This is a genomic window from Sphingobium sp. TomTYG65, from assembly GCF_055395525.1.
Genome location: NZ_AP027330.1, coordinates 1,867,526 through 1,892,279, shown reverse-complemented (window position 1 = coordinate 1,892,279; position 24,754 = coordinate 1,867,526). Strand labels below are relative to the sequence as shown.

19 protein-coding genes are annotated in these 24,754 nt (G+C 61.1%); 14 read left to right on the top strand and 5 right to left on the bottom strand.

Translation table 11 applies throughout. The features are described from left to right. Nucleotides 1-152: 152 nt before the first annotated feature. From ACZ5Y5_RS09265 to ACZ5Y5_RS09215, 11 genes are all read left to right on the top strand, one after another. A complete protein-coding gene (locus tag ACZ5Y5_RS09265) occupies nucleotides 153-1,094 on the top strand; it encodes a WcbI family polysaccharide biosynthesis putative acetyltransferase (protein ID WP_464808360.1) in 942 nt (313 codons plus the stop codon). 98 nt (nucleotides 1,095-1,192) lie between these two features. Next, on the top strand, nucleotides 1,193-1,570 hold the full coding sequence (locus ACZ5Y5_RS09260) for an HAD family hydrolase (RefSeq protein WP_464808359.1): 378 nt from the start codon (nucleotides 1,193-1,195) through the stop codon (nucleotides 1,568-1,570). Next, on the top strand, nucleotides 1,567-3,132 hold the full coding sequence (locus ACZ5Y5_RS09255) for a hypothetical protein (protein WP_464808358.1): 1,566 nt from the start codon (nucleotides 1,567-1,569) through the stop codon (nucleotides 3,130-3,132). Before ACZ5Y5_RS09260 ends, ACZ5Y5_RS09255 begins: the two co-directional genes overlap by 4 nt. A 2-nt stretch (nucleotides 3,133-3,134) precedes the next feature. Further along, nucleotides 3,135-3,896 carry a glycosyltransferase family protein gene (locus ACZ5Y5_RS09250; protein ID WP_464808357.1) on the top strand — a complete coding sequence of 254 codons (762 nt, stop codon included), beginning with the start codon at nucleotides 3,135-3,137 and terminating at the stop codon, nucleotides 3,894-3,896. Nucleotides 3,897-4,047: 151 nt separating this feature from the next. Continuing rightward, nucleotides 4,048-5,304, top strand: a complete 1,257-nt coding sequence (locus ACZ5Y5_RS09245) for a class I SAM-dependent methyltransferase (protein ID WP_464808356.1) — start codon at nucleotides 4,048-4,050, stop codon at nucleotides 5,302-5,304. A 59-nt stretch (nucleotides 5,305-5,363) separates the two neighbouring features. Continuing rightward, a complete protein-coding gene (locus tag ACZ5Y5_RS09240; protein WP_464808355.1) occupies nucleotides 5,364-6,698 on the top strand; it encodes a WcbI family polysaccharide biosynthesis putative acetyltransferase in 1,335 nt (444 codons plus the stop codon). A 418-nt stretch (nucleotides 6,699-7,116) separates the two neighbouring features. Continuing rightward, on the top strand, nucleotides 7,117-11,307 hold the full coding sequence (locus tag ACZ5Y5_RS09235; protein ID WP_464810510.1) for a glycosyltransferase: 4,191 nt from the start codon (nucleotides 7,117-7,119) through the stop codon (nucleotides 11,305-11,307). Nucleotides 11,308-11,331: 24 nt separating this feature from the next. Further along, the gene (locus ACZ5Y5_RS09230) at nucleotides 11,332-12,291 is read left to right on the top strand and encodes a GDP-mannose 4,6-dehydratase (protein ID WP_464810509.1); all 960 of its coding nucleotides are present in this window, start codon (nucleotides 11,332-11,334) and stop codon (nucleotides 12,289-12,291) included. Next, nucleotides 12,272-13,354, top strand: coding sequence for a GHMP family kinase ATP-binding protein (locus tag ACZ5Y5_RS09225; protein WP_464808354.1), 1,083 nt, complete (start codon nucleotides 12,272-12,274; stop codon nucleotides 13,352-13,354). The genes ACZ5Y5_RS09230 and ACZ5Y5_RS09225 overlap by 20 nt, the downstream gene beginning before the upstream one ends. A gap of 34 nt (nucleotides 13,355-13,388) precedes the next feature. Then, nucleotides 13,389-14,639 (top strand): HAD-IIIA family hydrolase, encoded by a 1,251-nt coding sequence (locus ACZ5Y5_RS09220; RefSeq protein WP_464808353.1) that lies wholly within the window; start codon nucleotides 13,389-13,391, stop codon nucleotides 14,637-14,639. Between the two features lie 29 nt (nucleotides 14,640-14,668). Next, the gene (locus tag ACZ5Y5_RS09215) at nucleotides 14,669-15,790 is read left to right on the top strand and encodes an AGE family epimerase/isomerase (RefSeq protein ID WP_464808352.1); all 1,122 of its coding nucleotides are present in this window, start codon (nucleotides 14,669-14,671) and stop codon (nucleotides 15,788-15,790) included. A gap of 46 nt (nucleotides 15,791-15,836) precedes the next feature. On the opposite strand, the gene rfbA is transcribed toward ACZ5Y5_RS09215, so the two are convergent. The 4 genes from rfbA to rfbC are packed head-to-tail and all read right to left on the bottom strand — an operon-like array spanning nucleotide 15,837 to nucleotide 19,287. Then, a complete protein-coding gene (rfbA, locus tag ACZ5Y5_RS09210; RefSeq protein WP_464808351.1) occupies nucleotides 15,837-16,730 on the bottom strand; it encodes a glucose-1-phosphate thymidylyltransferase RfbA in 894 nt (297 codons plus the stop codon). Between the two features lie 31 nt (nucleotides 16,731-16,761). Then, a complete protein-coding gene (gene rfbD, locus ACZ5Y5_RS09205) occupies nucleotides 16,762-17,646 on the bottom strand; it encodes a dTDP-4-dehydrorhamnose reductase (RefSeq protein WP_464810508.1) in 885 nt (294 codons plus the stop codon). Continuing rightward, complete coding sequence (gene rfbB / locus ACZ5Y5_RS09200) at nucleotides 17,646-18,716, bottom strand: dTDP-glucose 4,6-dehydratase (protein ID WP_464808350.1); 1,071 nt, start codon at nucleotides 18,714-18,716, stop codon at nucleotides 17,646-17,648. The genes rfbD and rfbB overlap by 1 nt, the downstream gene beginning before the upstream one ends. Before the next feature lie 4 nt (nucleotides 18,717-18,720). After that, nucleotides 18,721-19,287: a dTDP-4-dehydrorhamnose 3,5-epimerase gene (gene rfbC, locus ACZ5Y5_RS09195; RefSeq protein ID WP_464808349.1), complete on the bottom strand. Its 567-nt coding sequence runs from the start codon at nucleotides 19,285-19,287 to the stop codon at nucleotides 18,721-18,723. A 200-nt stretch (nucleotides 19,288-19,487) separates the two neighbouring features. Here rfbC and ACZ5Y5_RS09190 point away from each other — a divergent pair, with 200 nt between their 5' ends. The 3 genes from ACZ5Y5_RS09190 to ACZ5Y5_RS09180 all read left to right on the top strand — a co-directional run bounded on the left by ACZ5Y5_RS09190 (nucleotide 19,488) and on the right by ACZ5Y5_RS09180 (nucleotide 23,207). Further along, complete coding sequence (locus ACZ5Y5_RS09190) at nucleotides 19,488-20,696, top strand: glycosyltransferase family 4 protein (protein WP_464808348.1); 1,209 nt, start codon at nucleotides 19,488-19,490, stop codon at nucleotides 20,694-20,696. 110 nt (nucleotides 20,697-20,806) lie between these two features. Beyond that, a complete protein-coding gene (locus ACZ5Y5_RS09185; protein ID WP_464808347.1) occupies nucleotides 20,807-22,069 on the top strand; it encodes a polysaccharide biosynthesis/export family protein in 1,263 nt (420 codons plus the stop codon). A gap of 46 nt (nucleotides 22,070-22,115) precedes the next feature. After that, the gene (locus tag ACZ5Y5_RS09180; protein WP_464808346.1) at nucleotides 22,116-23,207 is read left to right on the top strand and encodes a hypothetical protein; all 1,092 of its coding nucleotides are present in this window, start codon (nucleotides 22,116-22,118) and stop codon (nucleotides 23,205-23,207) included. A gap of 116 nt (nucleotides 23,208-23,323) precedes the next feature. Here the strand turns inward: ACZ5Y5_RS09180 and ACZ5Y5_RS09175 are convergent, their stop codons facing one another. After that, entirely contained in the window at nucleotides 23,324-24,724 is a 1,401-nt protein-coding gene (locus tag ACZ5Y5_RS09175) for a hypothetical protein (RefSeq protein WP_464808345.1), read from the bottom strand. Nucleotides 24,725-24,754 lie beyond the last annotated feature (30 nt).

The window sequence follows — 24,754 nt, the reverse complement described above, 5'->3', positions numbered from 1 at the left end:
CGGGCGCACCGCTTCTTCAAGACAGCCGATCAGCCGTTTAACAATATGGGCGAGCATCGCTGATGTCCTGGCGACGGGCGAAAAGATGGATCAAAAAGACGCGAGGGACAGGCCGTCGCGGTCCCCCCCTGCGCGAAGGAAAGGAAATTGTGGTGAGTGAGGGATTGCCGCCGCGCGCTGTCGTCATCAGCAACTGTCAGGCGCAGCCGCTCAAGCATACGCTCAGCCTGCTCTGCAAGGGCGTGCTTTTCGACAATCTGTCGGTTCACTTAATGGGACCTGACCGCGAGCGGGAAATCACCGAGTTCGTTGCCCGGGCGCGGGCGCAATATGACATCATCGTTTCGGTCGGCCTGTCGGACGAATGGGGTCCGCTGGCGGTTGACTGCATCCGCGAAACCTTCGCCGGCAAGGCGGTGACCCTGATTTCCAACCTTTATTATACCGGGCTTCATCCGGACATCGTCTATATCGGCGGCATGTCGCAGCGTCTGCCCGGTCCGCTGGGCGACTATCATTCTCGCGTCGCGTTGACGGGCTTCCTGCGCGGCTACGCGGTCGAGACCATCCGGCAGATGTATACTGCGTCGATCTACGACAGGCTTGGCTTTTTCCAGGCGCATGCCCGCTCGATTGCCGAGCTGGGCAGCCGGGAGGAGCGGCACGATGTAACGGCGGTGCCGCTGATCGAGGCGATGGTGCGTGACCGGCCGCTCTTCATGTCGGTCAATCATCCGACCTCGCACCTGATCTGGGCCTATGGTCAGAAGATCGCCATGCATCTGGCTGATCACCACGGCGTGCGGCTGTCGCACTGGGCCGGCGGACCGGACCAGATGGTCAACCATCTCGGCAATGCATCGGTCTTTCCGGTCTATCCGGAAATCGGGGCCTATCTCGGCGTCACCTATCCCACATCCTACAGCTTCAAGCCGGACACCTTCCATGACACGCCGGTGATAACACTGGACCTGCATGAGTTTGTCGACGCCGAGATTGCGGCGTTCCGTAGCATATCGTTCGAGGAGCTCTCTCGCAGTCACCAGGGGATCGAGATATTGGAGCATCAGGCTCACCTTGATCTCAGCCTCTGATCCGGAGCGGGTTGTTCTTCCTCCCGATCTGACGCACTGCTTACCTCAACATGGGCCGGGGCGAACGCGCGCCCCCACATTCGCTACACGGAGCCGCAGTGAAAATTGTTATCGACCTAGACCGCACCATCACTCAGCCGCGCGAAGGGCAGGGCTATGGCGAAAGCGACTATGATCATGAACTGGTTGATAGGTTGCGCCACTATCGAGCCCAAGGCTTCACCATCGCCATCTACACGGCTCGCAACATGCGCACCTATGCGGGCAATCTGGGAAAGATCAACGCGGTGACCCTCCCGGGAATCATCGAATGGCTCGACCGCAACAACATTCCCTATGATGAAATTCATGTCGGTAAGCCCTGGTGCGAACATGAGGGCTTCTATGTCGATGACAAGGCAATCAGGCCCGACGAGTTCAAGCGTCTGACGCTGGAGCAGATCTACGAGCTGGTCGGCGTGGACGCGCCCCAATGACGGTTGCGCTCATCGCGTCCGGGCAGTTCGTCAACGAGGGGCTGGCGGCGGAGTTCGGCAATATCCCGCCCAGCTTCCTGCCGCTCGGCAACCGGCGCCTCTACATGCGGCAGGTCGAATTGCTGCGTCGCTATGGGGACCACATCTATATCTCGCTTCCAGACGGCTACGCCGTGCCCGAGGCGGACGAGGCGGCGCTGGCGGACCTCGGCGTCCAGATCATCCGAACCAATCCGGGGCTCAGCATCGGCGCGGCGCTGTCCCTGTGCGCCAACATTATCGGAGCCTATGATGGGCGCCTCGTCGTCCTCTATGGCGATACCCTGATCGAGGACAGCGCGCTGCCGGCCGACGCCTATTCGATGCATGCGGCCTATGATCACCAGTCTTGGGCGGCGGCGCCGATCGGCGGCGACCCGATGGAGGCGGGCGAAGGGCGAATGGTTGTCTCCGGCCTGTTCTCCTTTTCCGACATCCCCCTGCTCTTGCGCAGCATCGCCCTGGAAAATAACCGGTTCCTTTCGGCGCTGGTCGCCTATGACCGCGAAAGGCCGTTGACTGCGGCGCAGGACGGCCAATGGTATGACTTCGGCCATGTCCAGACCTATTACACCTCTTGCGGTCTCATCACCACCCAGCGGTCCTTCAACCAGATCTCCATTTCCGCCAATTGGGTGGAAAAGCTGAGCGACGATCATCACAAGATGGACGCCGAGGCGAACTGGCTGGAAACCATCCCCTATGCCCTACGCGGCTATACCGCGCCTTTCCTTGGCCGGATATCGACCGAGCGAGGGACGGGGTACAGGACAGCTAACACCTATCTAGCAACGCTGGCCAACCTCGCCGTTTTCGGGCATCTCAATGTCTACGCCTGGACGCAGATTTTCGACGCGTGCGGACGCTTTCTGGTGGATGCGAGCGCTCTATCGCCGCCAGGCAGCGATGCCGTGGATCTCTCCGGCTATTATCAGAGCAAGACGGAAAGGCGGCTGCGCATGTTCGCTGGCGCCGCGCCTCATCCGATCGACGAACTCCTATGCTATGATGGGCGCGACTTGCCCTCCATGCTCGACATGGCCCGGATATCGGGCGGCATCATCGAAGCGGCGCCGCCACCCGCCCCCGGCATCATTCATGGTGATTTCTGTTTCTCTAATATCTTCTACGATTTCCGCAGCCGCTCCATCAAGCTGATCGACCCGCGTGGTCTAGCGCCTGACGGCGCCAAAAGCATTTATGGCGATCCGCGCTATGACGTCGCCAAGCTCGCCCATTCCGTGATCGGCGGCTATGACATGATCATCGCCGGCCGGGTGAAGGGCCGGTGCGACAAGGGCCATCTGTCACTGGACATGGGCGCGCTGTCGGATAAACGGTGGCGCGACATCGTCACGGCTTTCGACCATGCAAAGCTGATGGACCGCCACTCCCCGCGCGTGATCATCGCCATCCTCGTCCAGCTGTTCCTGTCGATGCTGCCGCTCCATGCTGATAATCCGGGCAGGCAGGAAGGCTTCCTGGCCAATGCCGCCCGCCTGTTCCTGAAATTGGAGGCTTAGCCATGTTTCTGTTCCCCATGGCCGGTCTGAGCAGCCGGTTCACCGCGGCGGGCTTCACGCAGCCGAAATATATGCTTCCGGCAGGCGACCGGTCCTTGTTCGAACATTCGATCAGCGGCTTCAGCGCCTATTATGAGAGCACGCCCTTCCTGTTCATCTACCTTGCCGACATCCTCGATCCGTCCTTCATCCTTGAAGGATGCGAGCGGCGCGGCCTGCCTGCGGACAATGTGAGGCTGGCGGGACTTCCGGCACCCACCGACGGCCAGGCGGCGACGGTCGCGCAAGGTCTCGCGATCGCGAACGTCGCCCGGAAAGAGCCGATCACGATCTTCAACATCGACACCATGTATCGGACCTTTTGGCAGCCCGATTTCGCCTTCGACCCGTCGGTGGACGGCTATCTGGACGTCTTTCAGGCCGAAGGCGATCATTGGTCCTTCGTTCGTCCCTTCGATGAGGCGCAGGAGCAGGGCTTCGCCTGTGAAGTGACAGAGAAGCGGCGCATCTCTCATCTCTGTTCCACCGGCCTTTATCATTTTCGGGAAGCGGGTCTGTTCCTGGACGCCTTCGAGGAGATCAAGGGCGTCGCCGTCGATCATCTGCCCGGCAAGGAGCGCTATATCGCCCCCTTGTACAATCAGCTGATCAAAAAGGGGCGCAAGATCGGCTACCGCCAGATCGCGGGGGAGGATATCCGCTTCAGCGGTACGCCGGCCGAATATCACGATTTCGTAGAGGCTTTGCCCTTCAATTATGGCTGATGCGGCTCGGGGGGGTGGCAATCGCCAGAGGACGAGGCATTATAAGGCCGACACGCGATCTAAAGGGGCGGGGCGCTGGGTCATGCACCCCATGGCCGAGCGTCAATGAGAGGAACGCGATCATCGCAGATGATCCACGGGAAAGTGAAGCATGGTTGAGGAACTGGAACGTTTTGATCCGGGCGAGCAGCGGGGCCGGATCGCCTATGAGCATCTGCACCGCTATGCCATCTGCCAGGATCAGGTAAGAGGAAAGCGCGTCCTCGATATCGCCTGCGGAACCGGATATGGTTCGGCGATCCTCGCTTCGTCCGCGGCCGAGGTGGTGGGTATCGATATCAGCGCGGAGGCGGTCGGGATTGCCCAATCCCGTTTTTCCCTGCCTAACCTGACCTACCAGATCGCCGACTGTTTTGCCCTGCCTTTCGCGGATGGCACATTTGACATCGTCGTCGCCAACGAGATGATCGAGCATGTCGCGGATCATGAGGCATTGATCCGCGAAGCCAAAAGGGTGTTGGCGACCGACGGGGCCTTGCTGGTCTCCACCCCCAACAAGCCTGTCTACAACCGCTTCCGGACACCCAATGTCTTTCATATTTCGGAGGTGAATCTGGCCGAATTCGGGCGCGAGCTGCAGGCGCAGTTCGCGCATGTGCAACTGACCGGGACCCGGATGGCTCTGGTGTCCATGGCCTTCGGCCTGGATGACAAGGCACATGCGTCCGGCAAGGGCGTCGCCAAAATCTATGGCAGCGACATGGGCCTGTCCGGTCGTCCTCAGGTGGACAACAGGGACGTGGTGCTGGAAGACCCGGAATATATTCTCGCCATCTGCTCGGACGCGCCGATCCCCAGGAGCAAATATCCCTCCTCGCTCTTCTTCTCGAAGGCCGATGACCTGTGGATAGAGCATGAGAAGATCATGGCATGGGCATCGCAACTGCACGAGGAGGACGAAGTTCTTCGGGCTCAGGTTGCCGCGATGAAGGCGGAGGTCGAGCCGCTGCGTCAACGAGCGGCGGGCGCGGACGAACAGAAAAATATTTTCGAGGCGCAGGTGGCCGCGCTCGGCCGCGAGGTCGAGGCGCTGCGCGAGCAAGTGGCGCTTTGCTCCGACAGCGAGCAGGCACTGGCGGAAGACCTGCGGCAATTGCGTGAGGAAATGGCGACGATCGAGGCGCTTGCCGACAGAAAATCGGCGGAAAGCGCAAGCCTGCGGGACCAGCTCGCCGAAGCGCGACGCGACTCCGACCAGCAATTGTCGACCACTGCGCGCCTGCTGACCCGGTTGACGGGAGAGGATGTCGCCGCCAGTTCCATCGCCATCATAGAGGCGCTGTTCGCGCTGAACGAAACCATCGCGATGCAAAAGGCCAGGATGGACGCCACCCCGGTCCATGTTTGATAAGGGTTTGTGAACGGCCCGGCAGCCTTGGAGGTGGCCGGGTCCGTCATTTTTGGGGAGTGAAGGTGGAAGGCATCTCGGAACCGCGCGCCGTTGTTATCGGCAACTGTCAATCGCAGCCCCTCAAGCATACGCTTAGCCTGTTATGCCAGGATCTGCGGTTCGATAATTTGTCGGTTCATCTCTTCGGTCAGGACCGAGAAGGCGACATCGGCCGTTTTGTTGAGACTGCGCAGACCCAGTATGATCACATTATTTCGGTTGGCCTTTCGGACGATTACGGGCCCTTGTCGCTGGACAATATAAGGCAGACTTTCCTGGGAAAGTCCGTCACGCTCATTTCCAACATCTTCTACACCGGCCTGCATCCTGATCTCACCTATATCGGCGGCATGGCCAGCAGGCTGGCGGGGCCGTTGGGAGATTATCACAGCTTGGTCGCCTTGACGGGCTATCTGCGCGGCTACCCCGCCGACATGATCATGCGGATGTTTTCCGCAGGCATTTATGAAAAGCTCGATTTTTTCAGTGCCCATGACCGCTCCATAGCCGAGTTGCACCGGCGGGATGCGCGCCATGACGTAGCGGTGGCGCCGCTGATCGAGGCCATGATGCGGGACGTGCCGTTGTTCATGTCCGTCAATCACCCGACATCGGCGCTGATATGGACTTATTGCCGCAAGATCGCCGCTCATCTCGCCGCGGGGCATGGCGTGAAGTTGTCCGGCTGGGCGGGCGGTCCGGACCTGCTCGCCAACCATCTCGGCCTTTCCGCTATCTATCCTGTCTATCCTGAAATCGCCGCCCATCTGGGCGTGCGTTACGAAGCAAGTTACAGCTTCAAGCCTGAAACCCAGTTTGATACGCCAGCGGTGACGATGAACCTGCACCGCTTCGTCGAAGGAGAGCTGCAGGCTTTCGCAAGTCTGCCCCGCGAATTGCTGGGGGACAGCCACCAGGGGCGGATGATCCTAGGCCATCAGGCGTCCATCGACCTGGAACATCTGCTGGAGGAAGAGAGGCGGCCTGTAGCGATACATGTGCCTCCCCCCGCCAATGCGCTGGCGCCGGTCCAGCCGCAAGACGAACCGGCGGACGAGGAGGCAGCGCGCCTCAGGGAAGAGTTGGAGGCTGTGAAGTTGCTGCTCGACGAGCAGATTGATCTCATCGCCGCCCTGCGCGCCGAAGCGCCGAGTACGGGCGCTCCGACGATTGCCCGACTGATGGACGAACTAGAGCATGTGAAGGGCAATGCCGAGCGGCAGTCGGTGACGATTGCCCGTTTGCTCGCTCGCCTGATCGACCGCGATGTATCTGCCGATGCCGCTGCGATTCTCGACGCCCTGTTCGAACTCGGTGAGAGGGCGGCGCGCGCCCGGGTAGAGGCAGGCTAGAGCGCGTCGCGCCTCCCTCTCGAACCAGGGCAAGCCGATGCCGTGAGCAGGAAATGCCAAATACGGGCGTCCGTTGTCCTCACTTTCCTTGATCCATGTCTTGCCAAGTTCATGCGCAGTATCGATAGAAGGCAAGTTTTTTCGTTTCCGAGATAAGTTTTCCCGATGGATGACCTTTCGCTTGGAATTCTATAGGGATGGGGTATCGGAAAATAATGGCGGTCGTTGGTGCCTGTGTGTTCATCCTGACAGGATTGCCGGGGGCGTTACAGTCGGGAGGGGGGAGAACGGCAATCCTTCTGGATTGACGTCAAATTCCAATTCCGCTTTCAGTAGATGGCCTATATCGGCAACCCCTCCGTCGAACTGAGCGCCTGCGGGCTCAGCTGCGGATTGCAACAGTGATGGATGAGTGAAGATGGGTGAAGAGTTGCAACGCTTCACGATGACGGAGCGGCAGGGAGTGAACGAGGCCGGACGCCTTCACCGTCACGCGCTGTACCGCGATCATGTTTCGGACAAGCGGGTTCTGGAAATATTCACCGGTGACGGGGCGGGGGCGGCGCTTCTGGCCGAAACGGCGCGGGAAGTCATCGCTATCGACAGCGATGCGGCCGCCATCCGCGAAGCCCGTTCGCGTTATGGCGCGGACAATCTTCGCTACAGCGTGGCAGATGGAAGGGATCTGCCGTTCCAGAATGGTTCGTTCGACGTGGTGGTGCTCGACGGCATCGAAATGGGCGACGCCGAACCATTGATCGTTCAGGCCCGGCGGGTGTTGACCGAGCAGGGCCTCCTGCTCGTCGCCACTAACGATGATGGCCCGGGTGGCGTCCTGACGCCTGCAATCGCGGCATCTTTCAAGAAAATGCTGGAGGGGCATTTCCCGAATGTCCAGCTTTCGGCGACCCGCATGGCGCAAGTTTCCGTCAGTTTCGATCTGGAGGGACGGTCGAGCAAGCTCAACCAGGCGGCCGCCAAAATCTATGTCGGGGCCTTGGCCGGCGGCGGAGCGCCCGCAGTCGTTAATGGCGAGATCGACCTTCCTGCCCCCACCAGTCTCGTCGCGACATGCTCCAGCGGCGTTATTGACGCACCCTCCTTTCCCTCATCGGTCTTCGTTCCGGATCGGGGCGCGATGGAACCCGCCGTAAGCGGTCCGGTATCGCACGTGGCGGATGAGCAGGTGGCGCGTCTGGCGGCGGAGAATGCCATATTGCGCAAGGACACCATACAGTCCCTTAGCACCCTGGCGCGGCTCCTGTCTCGATTGACCGGCGGCGACGTCGCGTCCGATCCAATGGAGATGATCGAGGCGATGTTCTCGCTCAACGAGAGGATCGTGACGCAAAAGGCGCAGATGGCGCGGCTCGCTGCCTTGCAATCTCGCCTCGCCGAGAAGGATGCAGCCCTCGCCACGGCGCAGGCCGGGATGGCGGAACTGCGCGCGCATCAGGCGACGTGGGAACAAAAGGCGCAGGCGCTGGCCACTGCCGAAATTGAACTTGCGGGCTACCGGGCGCAACAGGTCTCGCTCCAATTGAAGGTCAGCGCCCTGCAGGCGGAAGTCGCTGAGGTCAGAGCAGCCCGGGAGCGGCTGGAGAGGGCCGTGCAGTCATCCTCCGCGCCTGCCGGAGACATGGCCGCGACGCCGGCCACCCGCACCGGTCCCCGGGTTTCCGAAGGGCGGCGTCGTTTCGCGCAGGTGCACCAGAAGGTTCTCGATCATCTTGACGGTGCCCACGGGTTGGTGGTCGGCAAATTGGCGCCGGCCGCCTCACCGCCTATGCGGCCCGGCTCACCCAAAAGCTGGCACCGCCGGATGTTCCAGAAACGGCGTGCGGCGGCGCCGGGTACGGCGCTGTTCGACGCAGGCTGGATCGCCGCGCATCATGCCGACCGTGCGGACGTCACCTGGAAAACCTACTTGGACGAGGCGGCCCTGCACCGGATCGACCCGCATCCGCTGTTCGACGCGGGTTTCTATCTCGACCGCAATCCCGACGTCGCGAAGGCGGGCATCAATCCCCTATGGCATTATCTGGAACATGGCTGGCGGGAAGGGCGCGATCCGCATCCCTTCTTCGCCAACGACTGGTATCTGGCGCAAAATCCTGACGTTCTGGAAACGGGCGTCAATCCGCTCGAACATTATCTGGCCTTTGGCTGGCGTGAAGGGCGGTGGCCGAATCCTGTGTTCGACCCGCGCGCCTATCTCGACCGCTATCTCGACGTCGATCGCGAGGGCATGGAGCCCCTGACTCATTATGTCGCCCATGGGCGACATGAGCAGCGGGAGGTGCCGATTCGGGCGATCGAGCATCTGGCGGCGACGCTGCCCGCAGAAGCGCGCGGCTGGTCGATGATGGACTATCTCCTGCGCGCGGAAGTGGCTTCGGTCGGGGAAGAACCGGCAAGGGCAGAGCCGCCACGGTCGGTGATCCCCACCGATGGGACGCCCGCACCCTGGCCGCCCGAACGGCTGGACGATTACTGGCTCCCGCAAACGCTGCGCGACGTGATCATCGACGGGCATGGCGAGGAGGTGATCGACCTCTACCTGTATCTCTGCTCTGTCATGCACAGTTATCAGGAGCGGCATAACGAATTTCCAGGTTCGCCATCCTGTAACGCAATTCTGGCAAGGGTGCGGGCGCTGGCCGCCGCCCGAGCCGCCGGCCAGACAGGCGGGATCGACGCGTCGATCATAGTGCCGGTCTACAACAATATCCTCGACACGCTGCTGTGCATCACGACGGCGCTGGAAACGGCGGGCGAGCAGAGCTTCGAGATCATCGTCGCCGACGACGGATCGAATGACGCGACGGCGGAGCTCATTCCCGCCATCGGTGGCGCCGTGCGCTATGTGCGCCAGCCCCATAATCTGGGCTTCCTGGGCAATTGCAACGCGGCGGCGAAGCAGGCGCGCGGCGACAAGATCGTGCTGCTCAACAATGACACGCTAGTTCTGCCGGACTGGCTCGATGCGCTGCTGCGACCGTTCGACCAGTTCGAAAAGGTCGGGTTCACCGGATCGAAGCTGATCAACTGGGACGGCACGTTGCAGGAAGCGGGCGGAATCTTCTGGAAAGACGGTTCAGCCTGGAATTTCGGTCGCAACCAGGATGCGCGTGCGCCGGAGTTCAACTATCTCAAGGACGTCGATTATTGTTCGGGCGCCTCGATCGCGATCCCGCGATCGCTGTGGGAGGAACTGGGCGGTTTCGACCCGCGCTACACGCCGGCCTATTGCGAGGATTCGGACATCGCCTTCCGCATTCGCGAGGCGGGCTATCGCACCCTCTACCAGCCCTTCTCCGAAGTGGTGCATCATGAGGGCCGCAGCCACGGCCGCGACGTGACATCCGGCATCAAAGCCTATCAGGTCGCCAACAACGCCAAGCTGCTGGAGCGCTGGGGACCGACTCTGCGCGCCGACCATTATCCCAACGCCCAGAATGTGTTTCGGGCGCGCGACCGGTCCCGCTATAAAAAACATGTTTTGCTGATCGATCATTATATCCCGCAGTGGGATCAGGATGCGGGATCGCGGACCATCTACCAATATATCCAGTCCTTCCTGGATATGGGTTATTGCGTGACTTTCTGGCCGGACAATCTCTGGCGCGATCCGCATTACACGCCCATGCTTGAGGAAATGGGTGTCGAGGTCATCTGGGGTCGCCGTTTCCACGAGCGGTTCGCCGATTTCATGCGAGAGCGAGCGGATCTTTACGATGCCGTGTTCCTCAGCCGACCGCATGTCGCGATCAATTATCTGGACGCGATCCGCGCCCACAGTTCCGCCCGCATCCTCTATTATGGCCATGATCTCCATTATCGCCGAATGCAGGCGAATATGGAGCTCAACGGTGAAGGCAGCGAGGAAGAGATCGCTCGCACCCGTGAACTGGAATGGGCGGTCTGCCGCAAATGCGACGTCATCTTCTATCCCGATCCCGCCGAAGTGGCGCAGATCCAAGAGGATATCGGTGGTGACCGCATATTCCTGAACAATCCGGTCTTCGTCTATACGGAGGCGCAGGTCGCTCAGGCCGAGGTGGACCTCCCCCGGATCGCGCGGAACCATGATGCGCGGCTGTTGTTCGTCGGCGGCTTCAACCATTATCCCAATCGTGAAGGAATCATCTGGTTCGTCAAAGAGGTCTTGCCGATCGTCCGGCAGCGGTTCCCTGACGTCACGTTGGATATCGCCGGCTCCAAGCCGCCATCCGAAGTGCTGGCACTGGCTGGCGCAGGAGTGAATGTTTTGGGCTATGTTTCGGACGACCATCTTGAACAGCTCTATGCCGCAGCCGGGCTGGCGGTGGCGCCGCTCCGGTACGGCGCGGGGGTGAAGGGTAAGGTGATCGAGGCGATGGCGAGCGGCGTGCCCATGGCGACGACGTCGATCGGCGCCCAGGGCATCGATGTCGGCGATCGAGCCTTGTTCCTGGGCGACAGTCCGGCGGAACTGGCACGCGCGATCACCGAAGGGTTACAGGACCGCGACGAAGCCACGCGCCGCACGCACGCCGGGCTTCAGTTCATCAAGGAAAATTATTCCAGCAAGGCGCTCAAGGACATGTTCGCGCGGCTAATCAATTGATCCATGGAGACGAGTTTGACTGCTATGATAACGGGCGCCGGTGGCATGATGGGCTCGCATCTTGCGGAGGTGCTGCGCGCGGAGGGTAGGGAGGTACTGCCCACCTTCTTCGAGCCGACCATCAACATGGACACCGTCGATCCGGCCATCTCCTTCACGCCGCTCGACGTCTGCGGCCGGGAGGCCGTACGTGATTTCATCCGGCAACATCGTCCGAGTGAAATCTATCATCTCGCCGCCCAGAGCCTGCCGACCGTGTCCTGGACCGATCCCTGGCGAACTGCGCGAACCAATATCGAAGGTACGATCAACATCTTCGAGGCGATCAAGGAAATCCGGGTCGAGGATGCCGGATATGATCCGATGACGGTGGTCGCCTGCTCGTCCGCCGAATATGGCGCAAGTCTGACGCCTGATCGCGTGCCGGTGACGGAAGATGCCCCTCTTCTGCCGCTCCATCCCTATGGAGTCAGCAAGGTGGGCCAGGACCTGCTGGCCTTTCAATATTTCTACAATCATGGGCTTCGCTGCGTTCGAGCCCGGATCTTCAACTGCACCGGTCCTCGCAAGCGCAACGACGTGGTGTCCGATTTCGGTCGGGCAATCGTGAAGGCCATGAAGGAGGGCACCCCGGTCCGGCATGGCAATCTGGAAACGCAGCGCGCGATCATCGATGTGCGCGACATGGTGCGTGCGCTAATAGCCTTGGCCCGTCGCGGCACTGCAGGCGATGTCTATAATATCTGCGCCGAGAAGGCATTCCGCATTTCCGAAGTGCTGGAAATGTATTTCGAAGCGGCGGGGCAGCGCTTCCCGGCTGAAGTCGATCCCGCCCTTTTGCGCCCGTCCGACGAACCCATCATCTTCGGGGACATCGCCAAGATCAAACGGGATACCGGCTGGGCGCCCACCATTGATATTCGCCAGACCATCGCGGACGTTCTGGCATTTGAGAAGGACCAATATGAGCGCCATGCAGCCTGAAGCCCGGCCCGTTTCGGCCTGGCGGCACTCCAATGTCCGGTCGCGCGCGCCTCTGCGCCTCGGGTTGGGCGGTGGCGGCACCGATCTTGCGCCTTATTGTGACGATCATGGCGGCGTGGTGCTCAACGCGACGATCGACCGCTATGCCTATGCGCATCTGAGCGCCCGCGACGATGAAATGATTCAATTCAAGGCGGATGATCTTGGCCGGGAAGAAATGCTGCCCTGCAATCTCGATTTCGACATTCGTGACGGGCTGTTGCTGCATCGCGCCGTCTATCGGCACATGATGCTGCATCATAATGCCGGCAGGGCGGTGCCGCTGACGATCACGACCACGATCGACGTGCCCGCCGGATCGGGGCTAGGCGCCTCTTCCGCCTTGACCGTCGCCCTGATCGAAGCATTCGTCGTCGCGATGCAGTTGCCGCTGGGACCCTACGACATCGCCCTACTCGCGTTCGAGATCGAACGCGTCCAACTGGGCCTGATGGGCGGAAAGCAGGATCAATATGCGGCTTCCTTCGGCGGCTTCAACTTCATTGAGTTCCTAAAAGGGGGCGTCGGCGTCATCGTCAATCCTTTGCGCCTGCGCACCTCCTATCTCAATGAGTTCGAATCCTCGCTCGTCATCTGTTTCAGTGGCCAGTCGCGGGAATCGGCGGATATCATCAAGCAGCAGGTCGGCGGCCTTAAACAGCTGGACGACGCCACCATCCACGCAATGCACGCGATCAAGGCGCATGCCACCGAGATGAAGTCGCTCCTGCTCGCCGGACGGGTGCGCAGCACGGCGGATGTTCTACGCCAGTCCTGGCTTTCGAAAAAGGAAACGGCCTCCTCGGTCAGCAATTCCAATGTCGAACGTTTGCTCGACGTCGCGATGCAGGCCGGGGCCTGGGCAGGCAAGGTATCGGGTGCGGGCGGCGGTGGCTTCATCATGCTGCTGACCGATCCAGAGAAGCGCTTCGGTTTGATCCGCACGCTCAATGAAGCGGGCGGCGAAGCCAGCGCGGTGAAGCTGACCTTCGAGGGCGTCGAAGCCTGGGCCGTTCCTGAATGAAGGCCCGGGCGCAGGCGACAGGAATGAAGCCGTCATGATCGATCAATGTGTGATCCTGCTGGGTGGCCTTGGCACGCGGCTGGGCGAACTCACACGCGAGACGCCCAAGCCGCTTCTGCCGGCTGCAGGGGCGCCCTTTCTCGACGTGCTGGTGAGGGAAGCAACAAGGCGCGGCTTTCGCAAATTCCTGCTGCTGGCCGGATATCGGTCGGAGGTAGTGACGCGCTATGCCGAGGAACTGCAGGCCCGATTGCCGGACGATCACAGCGTGACCGTTTCGATCGAGCCCGAGCCAATGGGCACCGGCGGCGCGCTCATCCACGCCCTGCCGTTGCTTGACGAAAGGTTCATACTGCTGAACGGCGATACTTGGTTCGATTTCAATTGGCTCGACCTGACGCTCTTGGCTGAACGGAACGGGGCCGCGGCGGTCGCGGCGCGGCGTGTGCCGGTAGCCGACCGCTATGAAAGCCTGCGGCTGGAGGCGGACGGTCATGTCACCGCGATCTTGCCCAGGGGCGAGGCAGGTGGCGATCATTGCCTCATAAATGCGGGCGTCTATTGCTTCGGCAAGTCCGATCTCGACGGCTTTTCCGGCAAATTCTCGCTGGAGCAGGATCTGCTTCCCACACTGGTCAAACGTGGGCAACTGCGCGCCCAGGTCTATAAAGGCTATTTCATCGATATCGGCGTCCCGGAAACCTACGAAGCCGCGCAGGTGGAAATTCCCGCGCAGCGGCGTCGGCCGGCGCTCTTCCTCGATCGCGACGGCGTCCTCAATCATGACGACGCCTATGTCGGATCGATCGAGCGGTTCCGCTGGACCGATGGCGCGAAACAGGCGATTCGGATGATGAATGATCTGGGCTATTATGTGTTCGTCGTCACAAACCAGGCGGGGGTGGCGCGCGGCTTTTACAGTGAGGAGGATGTAAAGGCGCTCCACCGCTGGATATCAGGGGAGTTGCGCGAGGAAGGAGCCTGGATCGACGATTGGCGCTACTGCCCCTATCATCCCGAAGGTGCGCTGGATGCCTATCGTGCCGTTCATGATTGGCGCAAGCCCGCACCCGGCATGCTTCTCGACCTGATGGATCATTGGTCGGTGAATCGTCCGAAAAGCCTGATGGTGGGAGATCAGGAGAGCGATATCGCCGCCGCCACAGCGGCCGGGCTCGGCTCTGTCCGCTTTGCCGGCGGTGACCTGCGCGCTTTCATCGCCGCGCTTCTTGAAGGCCGTGACTGCACGGTCGATGATACTGCTTCTTTGGGGACCATGGAATGACTTTGGACGTAACAGGCCCGGGAGCCGAGATGCAGCGCGCCGCAACCCGCGCGCGCGACTGGCTGCTGAACGTGGCTGCGCCTCTATGGGCCGGGCGCGGGCGCACCGCCAGCGGCCTGTTTGCCGAGCGAATGACGCTCGCGGGGGTGCCCGACGCCACTTATTTTCGCACCTTCGTGCAGGCCCGCCACGTTTTTTCGTTCATCGAGGCGGGAGAAATGGGCTGGACCGGCCCTTGGCGGGCGTTGGTTGGAGAAACGGTGGATACCCTGCTCGCGAAAGCCCGCAGGCCGGACGGCTTCTTCGTTCATCGCCTGACCGGGGATGCGGCGCATCTCGACAGTCGCGCCGACCTCTATGACCAGGCGTTCATTCTGCTGGCTTTGGCCAAGGCGGGCGAGGCGCTGGATCGGCCGGCCCTGTTCGACGAAGCCGAGCGCCTGCTCGACCTGCTGGAGGCCGAATGGGCGCACCCCCTTGGCGGATTTACTGAAGGCGAACTGGTCGACTCCAGCGTGCGGCGACAAAATCCGCACATGCATCTGTTCGAAGCCTTCATCGCCCTGGCCGAAGCAAGCAAACGGCAGCGCTTCATGGATGCGGCGGTCACCATCGGCACGCTGTGCAAGGCGCATTTCATGGATGGCGAAACGGGCGCGTTGCTGGAATATTTTCAGGACGATTGGACTCCGGCCGACGGATTGGCTGGGCGGATCGTCGAGCCGGGCCATTGCCTTGAATGGGCATGGCTGTTCGAAATCCTCGCTTTGCTCGGGTGGGCGGATGGTCCGGTCATTTCCGACCGTCTGACCCATTTCGCCCGCTCTACCGGCATTTGCGCCCGGCGCGGCGTTACGATCAATGAAGTGCTGACCGACGGCACTGTCCATAACGGCGCTGCCCGCCTATGGCCGCAGACGGAACGCACCAAGGCTGCCGTGGCCCGCTATCGTCGGCTCGGGAGCGAAGCGGAAGCGTCCGAAGCCGCCGCCGCCGCCGCCGGGCTGGACCTCTATCTGGATGTAGCGATGCCGGGGCTTTGGCGGGACAAGCTGACACCTGAAGGCGGCTGGATCGAGGAACTCGCGCCTGGCAGTTCGCTCTATCATATCAGTTGTGCGTATGGGGAACTGGCCCGCATCGCGCTTTAAATCCGTAGCAAGGCAGGGGCTGTCCGGGCAGCCCCTGCCTTCATCATCAACCAGGAAAAGCGGGGGCTCTGACCTTTTCCTGCGCGATCCGGCGTAGATATTGCCCATAGGGGCTTTTGCCCAGCCGGACAATGATCCTTTCCAACCCCTCGTGATCGATGAAGCCCCGATGGAAGGCGATCTCGTCGGGACAGCAGATCTTGAAGCCCTGCCGTTTTTCCAATGTCCCGACAAATTCCGACGCTTCCAGCAAGCTGTCGGGGGTCCCGGTGTCGAGCCAGGCGTAGCCGCGACCCATCAATTCGACATTGAGCGTGCCCTGCTCGAGATAATGGCGATTGACGTCGGTAATCTCCAGTTCGCCACGCGGCGAAGGTTTGAGATTGGCGGCGATATCCACCACCTGCTCGTCGTAGAAATAGAGGCCGGTCACGGCCCAGTTGGACTTGGGATTTTCCGGCTTTTCCTCAATGCTGACGGCGCGCATCGCGGGATCGAATTCGACGACCCCATAGCGTTCCGGATCGGCGACATGATAGGCGAATACCGAGGCGCCCTGCGTTCGGCGCGCGGCCGATGCCATCAGTTCCGGCAAACCGTGACCGAAGAAAATATTGTCGCCCAGAACCAGACAGCATGAGCCACCACCGATGAATTCGGCCCCGATAATGAACGCCTGCGCAAGCCCGTCGGGGCTAGGCTGGGAGGCATATTCGATGTTCATCCCCCATTGCGAGCCGTCGCCGATCAGCTTTTGAAACTGAGCCAGATCATGCGGGGTGGTGATGATCAGCACCTCTCTTATCCCCGCCAGCATCAATGTGCTCAAAGGATAATAGATCATCGGCTTGTCGTAGACCGGGATCAGCTGCTTGGACACCGCCTGGGTGATCGGATAAAGGCGCGTGCCGCTGCCGCCAGCCAGAATGATTCCCTTCATGTCATCTCCAAAAAAATTGGTGAGCGCGTTGTCAGGCGAGCAGGCGTTGAACGACGGGGGAAAGCGAGGTGCGCCAGTCGGGCATCGCTATGCCGAAATGTCTGCCCAGCTTCTCGGTGTTGAGCCGAGAATTGGCCGGACGGGGCGCCGCTGTCGGATATTCACTCGTTGTGATGCGATTGACATGCACCTCCGGGCCGCCCCGCGCGGCGGAAGCTGTGACAATGGCCTCGGCGAAGCTCGCCCAATCGGTATAGCCGGTGCCGCTCAGATGAAAAACTCCGCGCTTGTCTGGATCGCCCGGATGGTCGAGCATCTGACGAGCGACCGCGATCACTGCATCGGCAATATCAAGAGCATTGGTTGGCGACCCCTGCTGATCCGCAACGACGTTGATCGCGTCCCGATCCGCGGCGAGCCGCAGCATGGTCTTTACGAAATTCGCGCCGAACGGGCTGTATACCCATGCGGTGCGGAGGATGGCGTAATCGGCCGTCGCCTGTTGCACCGCCTGCTCGCCGGCTAGCTTCGACCGGCCGTAGGCACCAAGCGGATTGACAGCGTCCTCTTCCCAATAGGGTTCGGCCTTGGCGCCATCGAACACATAGTCAGTCGAGAGATGGATGACCGGCACGGCCAGCCTGGCAGCAGTGGCGGCGATCAGGCCCGGTGCCGCGCCGTTCACGGCCATCGCCAGATCCGGTTCGCTCTCCGCGCGATCGACGGCGGTATAGGCGGCGGCCGAGACGATGATGTCGGCCCCCGCCCTGGTCAGCGCCCGGTCGATGCTCGGGGCATCGGCCAGATCGAGTTCGGGCCTTCCAAGCGCGACGATTTCGACCGCACCGGCCGTTCTCGCGCGTTCGATCAGCGACGTCACCACCTGTCCCTGAAGGCCGGTGACGGCCATCCGGATCATGGTTGCGCCTCTGTCGCGGTCGGGATGATGGTGCCTAGGCGCTCGCCGTCATAGCGGTCGCGCAACGGGCGCCACCACCAGTCATTTTCGAGATACCATCTTACCGTTTTGCGGATGCCGCTGTCAAAATTCTCAAGCGCCTTCCAGCCCAACTCGCTTTCCAGTTTGGTCGCGTCAATCGCATAGCGCGAATCGTGACCCGGCCGGTCCGTCACGAAGCTGATCAGGTCGCCATATGGTGTGTCGGCCGGCTGCAACTCATCCAGGATAGCGCAGATCGTCTTGACCACGTCGATGTTCCGCCGCTCATTGCGGCCGCCGACATTGTAGGTCTCGCCCGGACGTCCCTGTTCCGCGATAAGGTCGAGCGCGCGGGCATGATCCTCCACGAACAGCCAGTCGCGGACATTCTCGCCCTTGCCATAGACCGGCAAGGGCTTGTGCGCGAGGGCATTCAGGATGGTGAGCGGAATGAGCTTTTCAGGAAAATGATAGGGACCGTAATTGTTCGAGCAGTTGGAGACGACAACCGGCAGGCCGTAAGTCCGCTCCCACGCCTTAGCCAGATGATCCGACGACGCCTTGGAAGCGGAATAGGGAGAACTGGGGTCGTAGGGGGTGCTTTCCTCGAACAGCCCCTGTTCGCCCAGTGAGCCGTAGACTTCGTCGGTCGAAACATGGAGGAAGCGAAAGGCGGACCGATCCGGTTCGGAGAGGTTGTTCCAATAGGCCCGCGCGCCTTCCAGCAGGGTAAAGGTACCCAGGACATTGGTCCGGACGAACTCGGCCGCGCCGGTGATGGAGCGGTCGACATGGCTTTCGGCCGCCAGATGCATGATGCGGTGGGGACGGAAATCGCCGATCGCCTTCGTTACGGCCGCCGCGTCGCAGATATCGGCCTGAACGAAGCGATAGAGGCCGCTTCCATCCACCTTGCGCAGCGAGGGCAGATATCCGGCATAGGTCAGCTTGTCGAAATTCAGAACCTCATAGCCCCGTTCGAGCACCAGGTGACGAACCACAGCCGAGCCGATGAAACCTGCTCCCCCCGTAACAACGACGCGCATCTGATCAACAGGCTCCATATGTGAAATAAGGTGGCAACTCCGCCAGCTTGGGCTGAACCTTGTCTTTGGGCGAAAGCAGGTGCGAATCCGCGATCGTGGGCCAGTTTATGCCGATCGCGGGATCATCCCAGGCGAGGCCCTTGTCATTTCCCGCGCTGTAGTAGGCGGTGACCTTGTAACATAATATGGTGTCGGGCCGGAGCGTGCAGAAACCGTGGGCAAAGCCCGGCGGAACCCAGAGCTGGTTGCCACGCTCGGCCGTCAGTTCCACGCTCATCCACTGTCCGAACGTCGGCGACCCGTGGCGGATGTCGACGATGGCGTCAATCAGCGCACCCGACAGGCACCGCACCAGCTTGCCCTGTACGAACGGAGCGGTCTGGAAATGCAGGCCGCGCACCGTGCCGGCCGTGGTGCTGAGCGACTGGTTTTCCTGAACCAGATCATATTGGCCGATATTCTCGATGAACCAGTCCTGCCGGAATATTTCCGAGAAATAGCCGCGATGGTCGCCGAACTTCCTGGGTTCGAAATGAACGACATCCGGGATGTCGAAGCGTTGAATCTGCACTGGCGCCTGTCTGTTCCAACAAAAGAGAGAAACTGTCGGATAGCCGCCGTCAGATCGCTGCGCTACTCCTTATATTCGGGCGGCCACCGAATATCATCTGTCTGGTCAGGACCTTGTAGGCTGCGCTATAGAGCGGCCTGTCTGGCGACCTGCAGGCGCGCATGCCCCCGGTCCATTGCATAAGGGGCGATTGGGGCGGCATGAAAATCATCACCGACGGTTACAATATGGCGTTGCCGCATGGCACGGGAGTCGCCACTTACGGACGCGCCTTCGTAAGAGCCGTGCGCGGGCTGGGCCATGAGGCGCATCTGCTGTTCGGCGAGGAGGCGTCGCCGGCGTCCGGCAGTCTGACCCCGCTGGGTCGAGAGTTGCGGAAGATCGCCGATTTCATGAGGGCGCCCTTGGGATTTCACCCCGCGCGCGCGGATGGGACTCTGGCCGTGGCGCCCCACCGCTATCCCCCCGTTGATGCGGTGTGGAACCGGTCCCGCTTGTTCCGCGCCGCCAAGGGCGCCTTTCGACGGACTGGACGGTTCACGCCCGTCCACATCCCCGGCATCGATATCGCGCACTGGACCTATCCCTTGCCTCTGTTCGTGCCCGGCGCCCGCAATATCTACACCATCCACGATCTCGTGCCGCTCCTCTTCCCGGCGATGGTGAAGAATGGCGTGGAGGAATATCGCCGTATCTGCGCTGCCATCGCACGCCGGGGCGAGCACATTGTTACCGTATCGGAATGTTCCCGCCGCGACATCATCGCAATGTTCGATGTGGCCGAAGAACAGGTCACCAACTGCTATCAGCCGTTCGATCCCGCGGATACGGCAGCGCTTCTACCGAACCCTGTGCTCAACCGATGGAAACTGGTAGACAAGGGCTATTTTCTCTTCTTCGGCGCGATCGAACCGAAGAAGAATGTGGGTCGCCTGCTGGACGCCTATGCGCGCAGCGGCGTGGACACGCCGCTGCTCGTCGTCGCGGCCGGCGGGTGGGGGTGCGAAGCCGAGCGCCGCCGGCTTCAGGCTCTGGCGCGAGACCCGCTGTCGGGGGTCATTCTTCAGGATTATCTGCCGCGTGAGTCACTGGTGGAACTGATCCGGCGCGCGCGCGCGACGCTGTTTCCCAGCCTTTATGAAGGTTTCGGCCTGCCGGTGCTGGAATCGATGGCGCTGGGCACGGCGGTCGTCGCCTCCGATGTTTCCGCCTTGCCGGAAATTGTTGGCAAGGCTGGCCTGCTGGTGGACCCGCGGTCGATCGACTCGATCAGTCAAGCAATCCGCCTGGTCGATGCAAATCCCGATGGCCGTCGGGACATGGAGCGAGAGGGCTTGGAGCAGGCAGGGCGATTTTCACCCGAACTGTATCAGGCTCGGATCGCCAATCTCTTTGCGCGCTTATCGTGATCGGGGCTTTCACTGGGGATCGCGAGCAGCTAACAACGCGGCATTGAATGCGATATTTAATCAACGTGCCAGATCGGTCGTAACGGCGCCGAAATTAAGGGAAGTTTCATTTGAACCAGACGTTTTGCCCGGCTGCCGTTCTGCGTCGCCGGACGATCTTGCCGATTGTGCTCGCCGGTGTCTGCGCGACCCTTTCGGCCTGTAGCGCCATGGGCGGGGCAGGACCGTCCACGCATGCGATTGAGCGGGTTGGCCAGCAAAAGGGCGGCGCGCCCGCCTATCTTCTCGACCTGACGATGGACCTTGCCAACCGCGCCCGGTCGGTCAGCGGCACGCCCACTTTCGCGGACACCATGGGCGGGGCGCGGCCCGTGGGAACGGTGATCGGACGCGGCGATACGCTTGCGATCACGATCTGGGAAGCGCCGCCCGCTGCGCTGTTCGGCTCATCGAGCCTGGGCGGGCGCAGCTATTCCGACAATATGTCGGCATTGTCGCAGGCGGGCAATTCGACTACCGCCCGGTCCAGCTCGATGCCCGATCAGGTGGTTAATGACGATGGCTTCATCACCGTGCCCTTCGCCGGCCGGATCGAGGCCGCTGGCCGCTCCACGCAGGAGGTGGCGCAGGAAATTGTCCGCCGTCTGCGGGGCAAGGCGCATCTGCCGCAGGTCGACGTCGCCTTTTCCCGCAACGCCACCCGAACGGCGACGGTGGTCGGCGAAGTCGCCAAGAGCGGCATGGTGGAACTGACCGCCAAGGGTGAGCGCATCCTTGACGCCTTAGCCCAGGCCGGCGGCACGCGCGAGCCCGTCAACAAGATGACGGTTCAGCTGAGCCGCAGCGGCACGGTTGCGTCGATGCCGCTGGAAACGGTGATCCGCAATCCGCTGGAAAATGTCATGTTGGCGCCAGGCGACGTCGTCACCGCTTATTATCAGCCGCTCAGCTTCACTGTGCTGGGCGCGACCGGGCAGAACAAAGAAGTGCCGTTCGAGGCGACGGGCGTGACCCTGGCCGAAGCGCTGGGCCGCTCGGGTGGCCTGGATGAGCAGAGGGCCAATCCTTCGGGCGCCTTCATCTTCCGCTTGGAGGATCCGCGGCTGCTGGGCCTTGATCCCCGCAATCCGGTGCGCAACACGGCGAAAGGGCCAGTACGCGTGAGCCTGGACGCGGATGGCCGCGTGCCAGTCATCTATCGGGTCAATCTGCGCGATGCCGCCACCTTCTTCGCCGCGCGTAACTTCCCGATGCGCGACAAGGACATTCTCTATGTCTCGACCGCGCCGATCTCCGACATCCAGAAATTCGTCAACCTTATTTCCTCGTCGATCTTCCCGATCCTCAGCTTGGAAAATTCGTTGAGCAATTGACGGACGCGGCGCCGGTCGGGCTGACGGATTTTCATTGGGGGATGCGATGGACAGGGTGTCGCTGCTGATTTGCGGCCAGTTACGAGATCGTGCGGGCTTCGAACGGGACCTCGAACGCTACCTGGAATGGCGGCGGCAGGAGGCGGTCGCCGAGATCGTCTTTTCGGGCTGGACCAGCGATCTTGGCGCGCATCGGGACCTCTTGCAGGCCATGGCGGCCGAAGGCATCGACGTGGTGCTGTCCGAGGAGCCACTGATCAAGTCCTTCGGCTATACCTTGCACCAGGCCAAGAACCTCCACTACGGCCTGTCGCGCATTCATCCCGACAACTGGGTGCTCAAAAGCCGCACGGACAAGGTTGCGCTCGACTTCGACATAAGGGATGTGACCCGACGCATCACCGGCCAGCGCCCGGTCGGCAAGGGTTCCCCCCTCTCCGACAGGCTTCTGGTGACCGGGGTCAATCTGTTCCAGCCCTTCTTCGTCAACGACATGATGTTCGCTGGCAGAGCGAGGGATCTGCGATCGATCGCCCATCATGATCTATGGTATGTGCGCAACCACTGCCTGCTCAATACCGAACAGATCCTGTTCTTCTCACCCTTCCGGCAGACATCGCCCTGCGCGGAAGCGTTCTTCTCCGTCAATCCTGGGCTTCAGCATGGCGATCCTGAGCTGTCGAAGCAGATCTACGGCTTTCTGCTGCGAAACCCGCTCTATTGCCACGCTTTGCGGGAATATGTAGACGGCCTGCAATCCTCCTTCACGATCGGTTTGACCGGCCAGGTCGAAACGGGGAGCGGCAGGATCAGTCTAGCGGGACTGAACTGGGAAGCCATGCTGGACATGGACCTGTCAATGCCTGGCACCATCGCCGCTCCTCTCATAGGGCTGCGGATGGGCGTCGCCGATTTCCTGCCATCGGACCTGCTCACAATGCCGTTGACGTTCGAGGATGCGAGCTGCCTTGCGATGCTGGACAGGAGCGGTATCGATGACGCGGTCATCAAGCGGATGCGCGATGAACTTTGCGGCGCACTGGATGCGCGGTGGCCGGATCTGCCCAACCGATGCGCCCCCGAAATCGTCCAGGAGGGGATTAGGCTGATTTCGACGCGCATCTCGCTGGTCGGATAAAGAGTGTGGCTGATCCACAGAGGCTGCCATTTTGGAGAGGTGGAGAGCCCTTTTGATTTCAACTGCACAATTGATCGGCGGCGCCAGCGCGTAATGGCCCCGCACGGAACAATCTCTCAGGAGAAAAGAGAGAAACGTGAGCGAGATTTAGGCTGAGTCGAGATGATGTGCCGAGTTGCGGCGAGATAGACATCAACGGTTTCGTCTGTGAAGACGTTGGAGATCGGACCTAGCCGCCTCACATTACCTCTGACTCCGGAATAGCCGGGGCGGGTAACGTTGCGGTGTGCGTCGCCTTCACCAGCCACGGCGCCTTTACCGTAGAAGGCATAGGTGAATTCGTAATCGATCCCCGGTTCCAGCGTCTCGTCGATGTCGCAAACGATCGTATCGCCGTCGATGCGGATGTTATTCAGTCGAACTTCTTCATCGGCGGCCGTATTCTTCATCCGTAGACCATGCTGAACCTGCTTTTCGACCAAAGATCTGTCATCAATTTCGACCCGGCCAAACCCGGGCGGCGTGGAAAGGTCGGCGATGATATGTTTGCCATCAACGCGCACGTCCTTGATGTAGAAGGGCTCCCACTTCTCCTTCAAATCGAGAACCAGGTGCTTTACGTATCCTTCAAGCTCACCAATGCGGAAATTCGCGTCGCCGGTGTGATGGACATCGTCAATGAAGGCGTAAGGATAGCGTGGCCCGATGAAGTGAACGCGATCGCTATGCTCCAGCGCGAAGGTAAGTTGGCGCAAGATGTTGTCTTCGCTTTTTGTGCGGCGTGACATTGGCGCCGTCTGGTCGATGAAGATGGGGATGATCGACCCGTCACCGTTGAAATCTTCCGCCTCGATGGCGTCGATAAGCTCCTTCAACACCACAGCATAGTTGAAGTTGCCCTCCTGATCTGGCTTGTCGTCGTCATAGGCTCCATGCGTCCAGCCAAATCCCTCCCAACGGATCTTCTTACCGTAGCGATGCGCGATTTGCTCGGCTTTGGCCTTATACATGAGCAGCGCTGTCCAGGGATGCCAAACCTTGCCGCCTGCATCCATTGAGCCACCTGGCTTGAGTGCCGGCCACATCTGGCCGGCATAGGCGCCGCAAATATCAAGGGCATGTCGCTCCGGCAAGCCCGCGCGGCGGCCGAATGAGAGTAGATTCTGGGCGGCCGACCAGCCGATGTTGCCGCCCGCATTCTGAGGCTCGCCATTAGACGTGACCTCAGTCCCTAGATTGTAAAAATCATTGGCGATGCTGGCAAAATACTCCGTCCCAACCGGCGCCAAAAATTCGTTGCGGCCACCCGTGCGCAGTGCGAGAGCGTGGCCGTTGCCTGCGGAACGCAGGACGGTCTCGATCGAAAGCGGCAAGGTGTGGCAGCGCCAAGACTGTCCATGACTGAGGAAGCCCCGGATCGGTGCTTCGTCTGACAGGATCATGCATGGGTATCGTTCGTGATTGAACAGATACGGAAGCGACACGACGCCATAGCGGTCGCTGGATACGAGTTTCATTTTGCCCCTTTGAATCACGCAGATGATTAA

Coding starts and splice junctions, on each gene's coding strand:
- ACZ5Y5_RS09255 (WP_464808358.1), top strand. CDS start 1,567: ATGACGGTTGCGCTCATCGCGTCCGGGCAGTTCGTCAACGAGGGGCTG.
- rfbA (WP_464808351.1), bottom strand. CDS start 16,730: ATGAAGGGAATCATTCTGGCTGGCGGCAGCGGCACGCGCCTTTATCCG.
- ACZ5Y5_RS09215 (WP_464808352.1), top strand. CDS start 14,669: ATGCAGCGCGCCGCAACCCGCGCGCGCGACTGGCTGCTGAACGTGGCT.
- rfbB (WP_464808350.1), bottom strand. CDS start 18,716: ATGCGCGTCGTTGTTACGGGGGGAGCAGGTTTCATCGGCTCGGCTGTG.
- ACZ5Y5_RS09190 (WP_464808348.1), top strand. CDS start 19,488: ATGAAAATCATCACCGACGGTTACAATATGGCGTTGCCGCATGGCACG.
- ACZ5Y5_RS09220 (WP_464808353.1), top strand. CDS start 13,389: ATGATCGATCAATGTGTGATCCTGCTGGGTGGCCTTGGCACGCGGCTG.
- ACZ5Y5_RS09250 (WP_464808357.1), top strand. CDS start 3,135: ATGTTTCTGTTCCCCATGGCCGGTCTGAGCAGCCGGTTCACCGCGGCG.
- ACZ5Y5_RS09175 (WP_464808345.1), bottom strand. CDS start 24,724: ATGAAACTCGTATCCAGCGACCGCTATGGCGTCGTGTCGCTTCCGTAT.
- ACZ5Y5_RS09225 (WP_464808354.1), top strand. CDS start 12,272: ATGAGCGCCATGCAGCCTGAAGCCCGGCCCGTTTCGGCCTGGCGGCAC.
- ACZ5Y5_RS09230 (WP_464810509.1), top strand. CDS start 11,332: ATGATAACGGGCGCCGGTGGCATGATGGGCTCGCATCTTGCGGAGGTG.
- ACZ5Y5_RS09180 (WP_464808346.1), top strand. CDS start 22,116: ATGGACAGGGTGTCGCTGCTGATTTGCGGCCAGTTACGAGATCGTGCG.
- ACZ5Y5_RS09245 (WP_464808356.1), top strand. CDS start 4,048: ATGGTTGAGGAACTGGAACGTTTTGATCCGGGCGAGCAGCGGGGCCGG.
- ACZ5Y5_RS09235 (WP_464810510.1), top strand. CDS start 7,117: ATGGGTGAAGAGTTGCAACGCTTCACGATGACGGAGCGGCAGGGAGTG.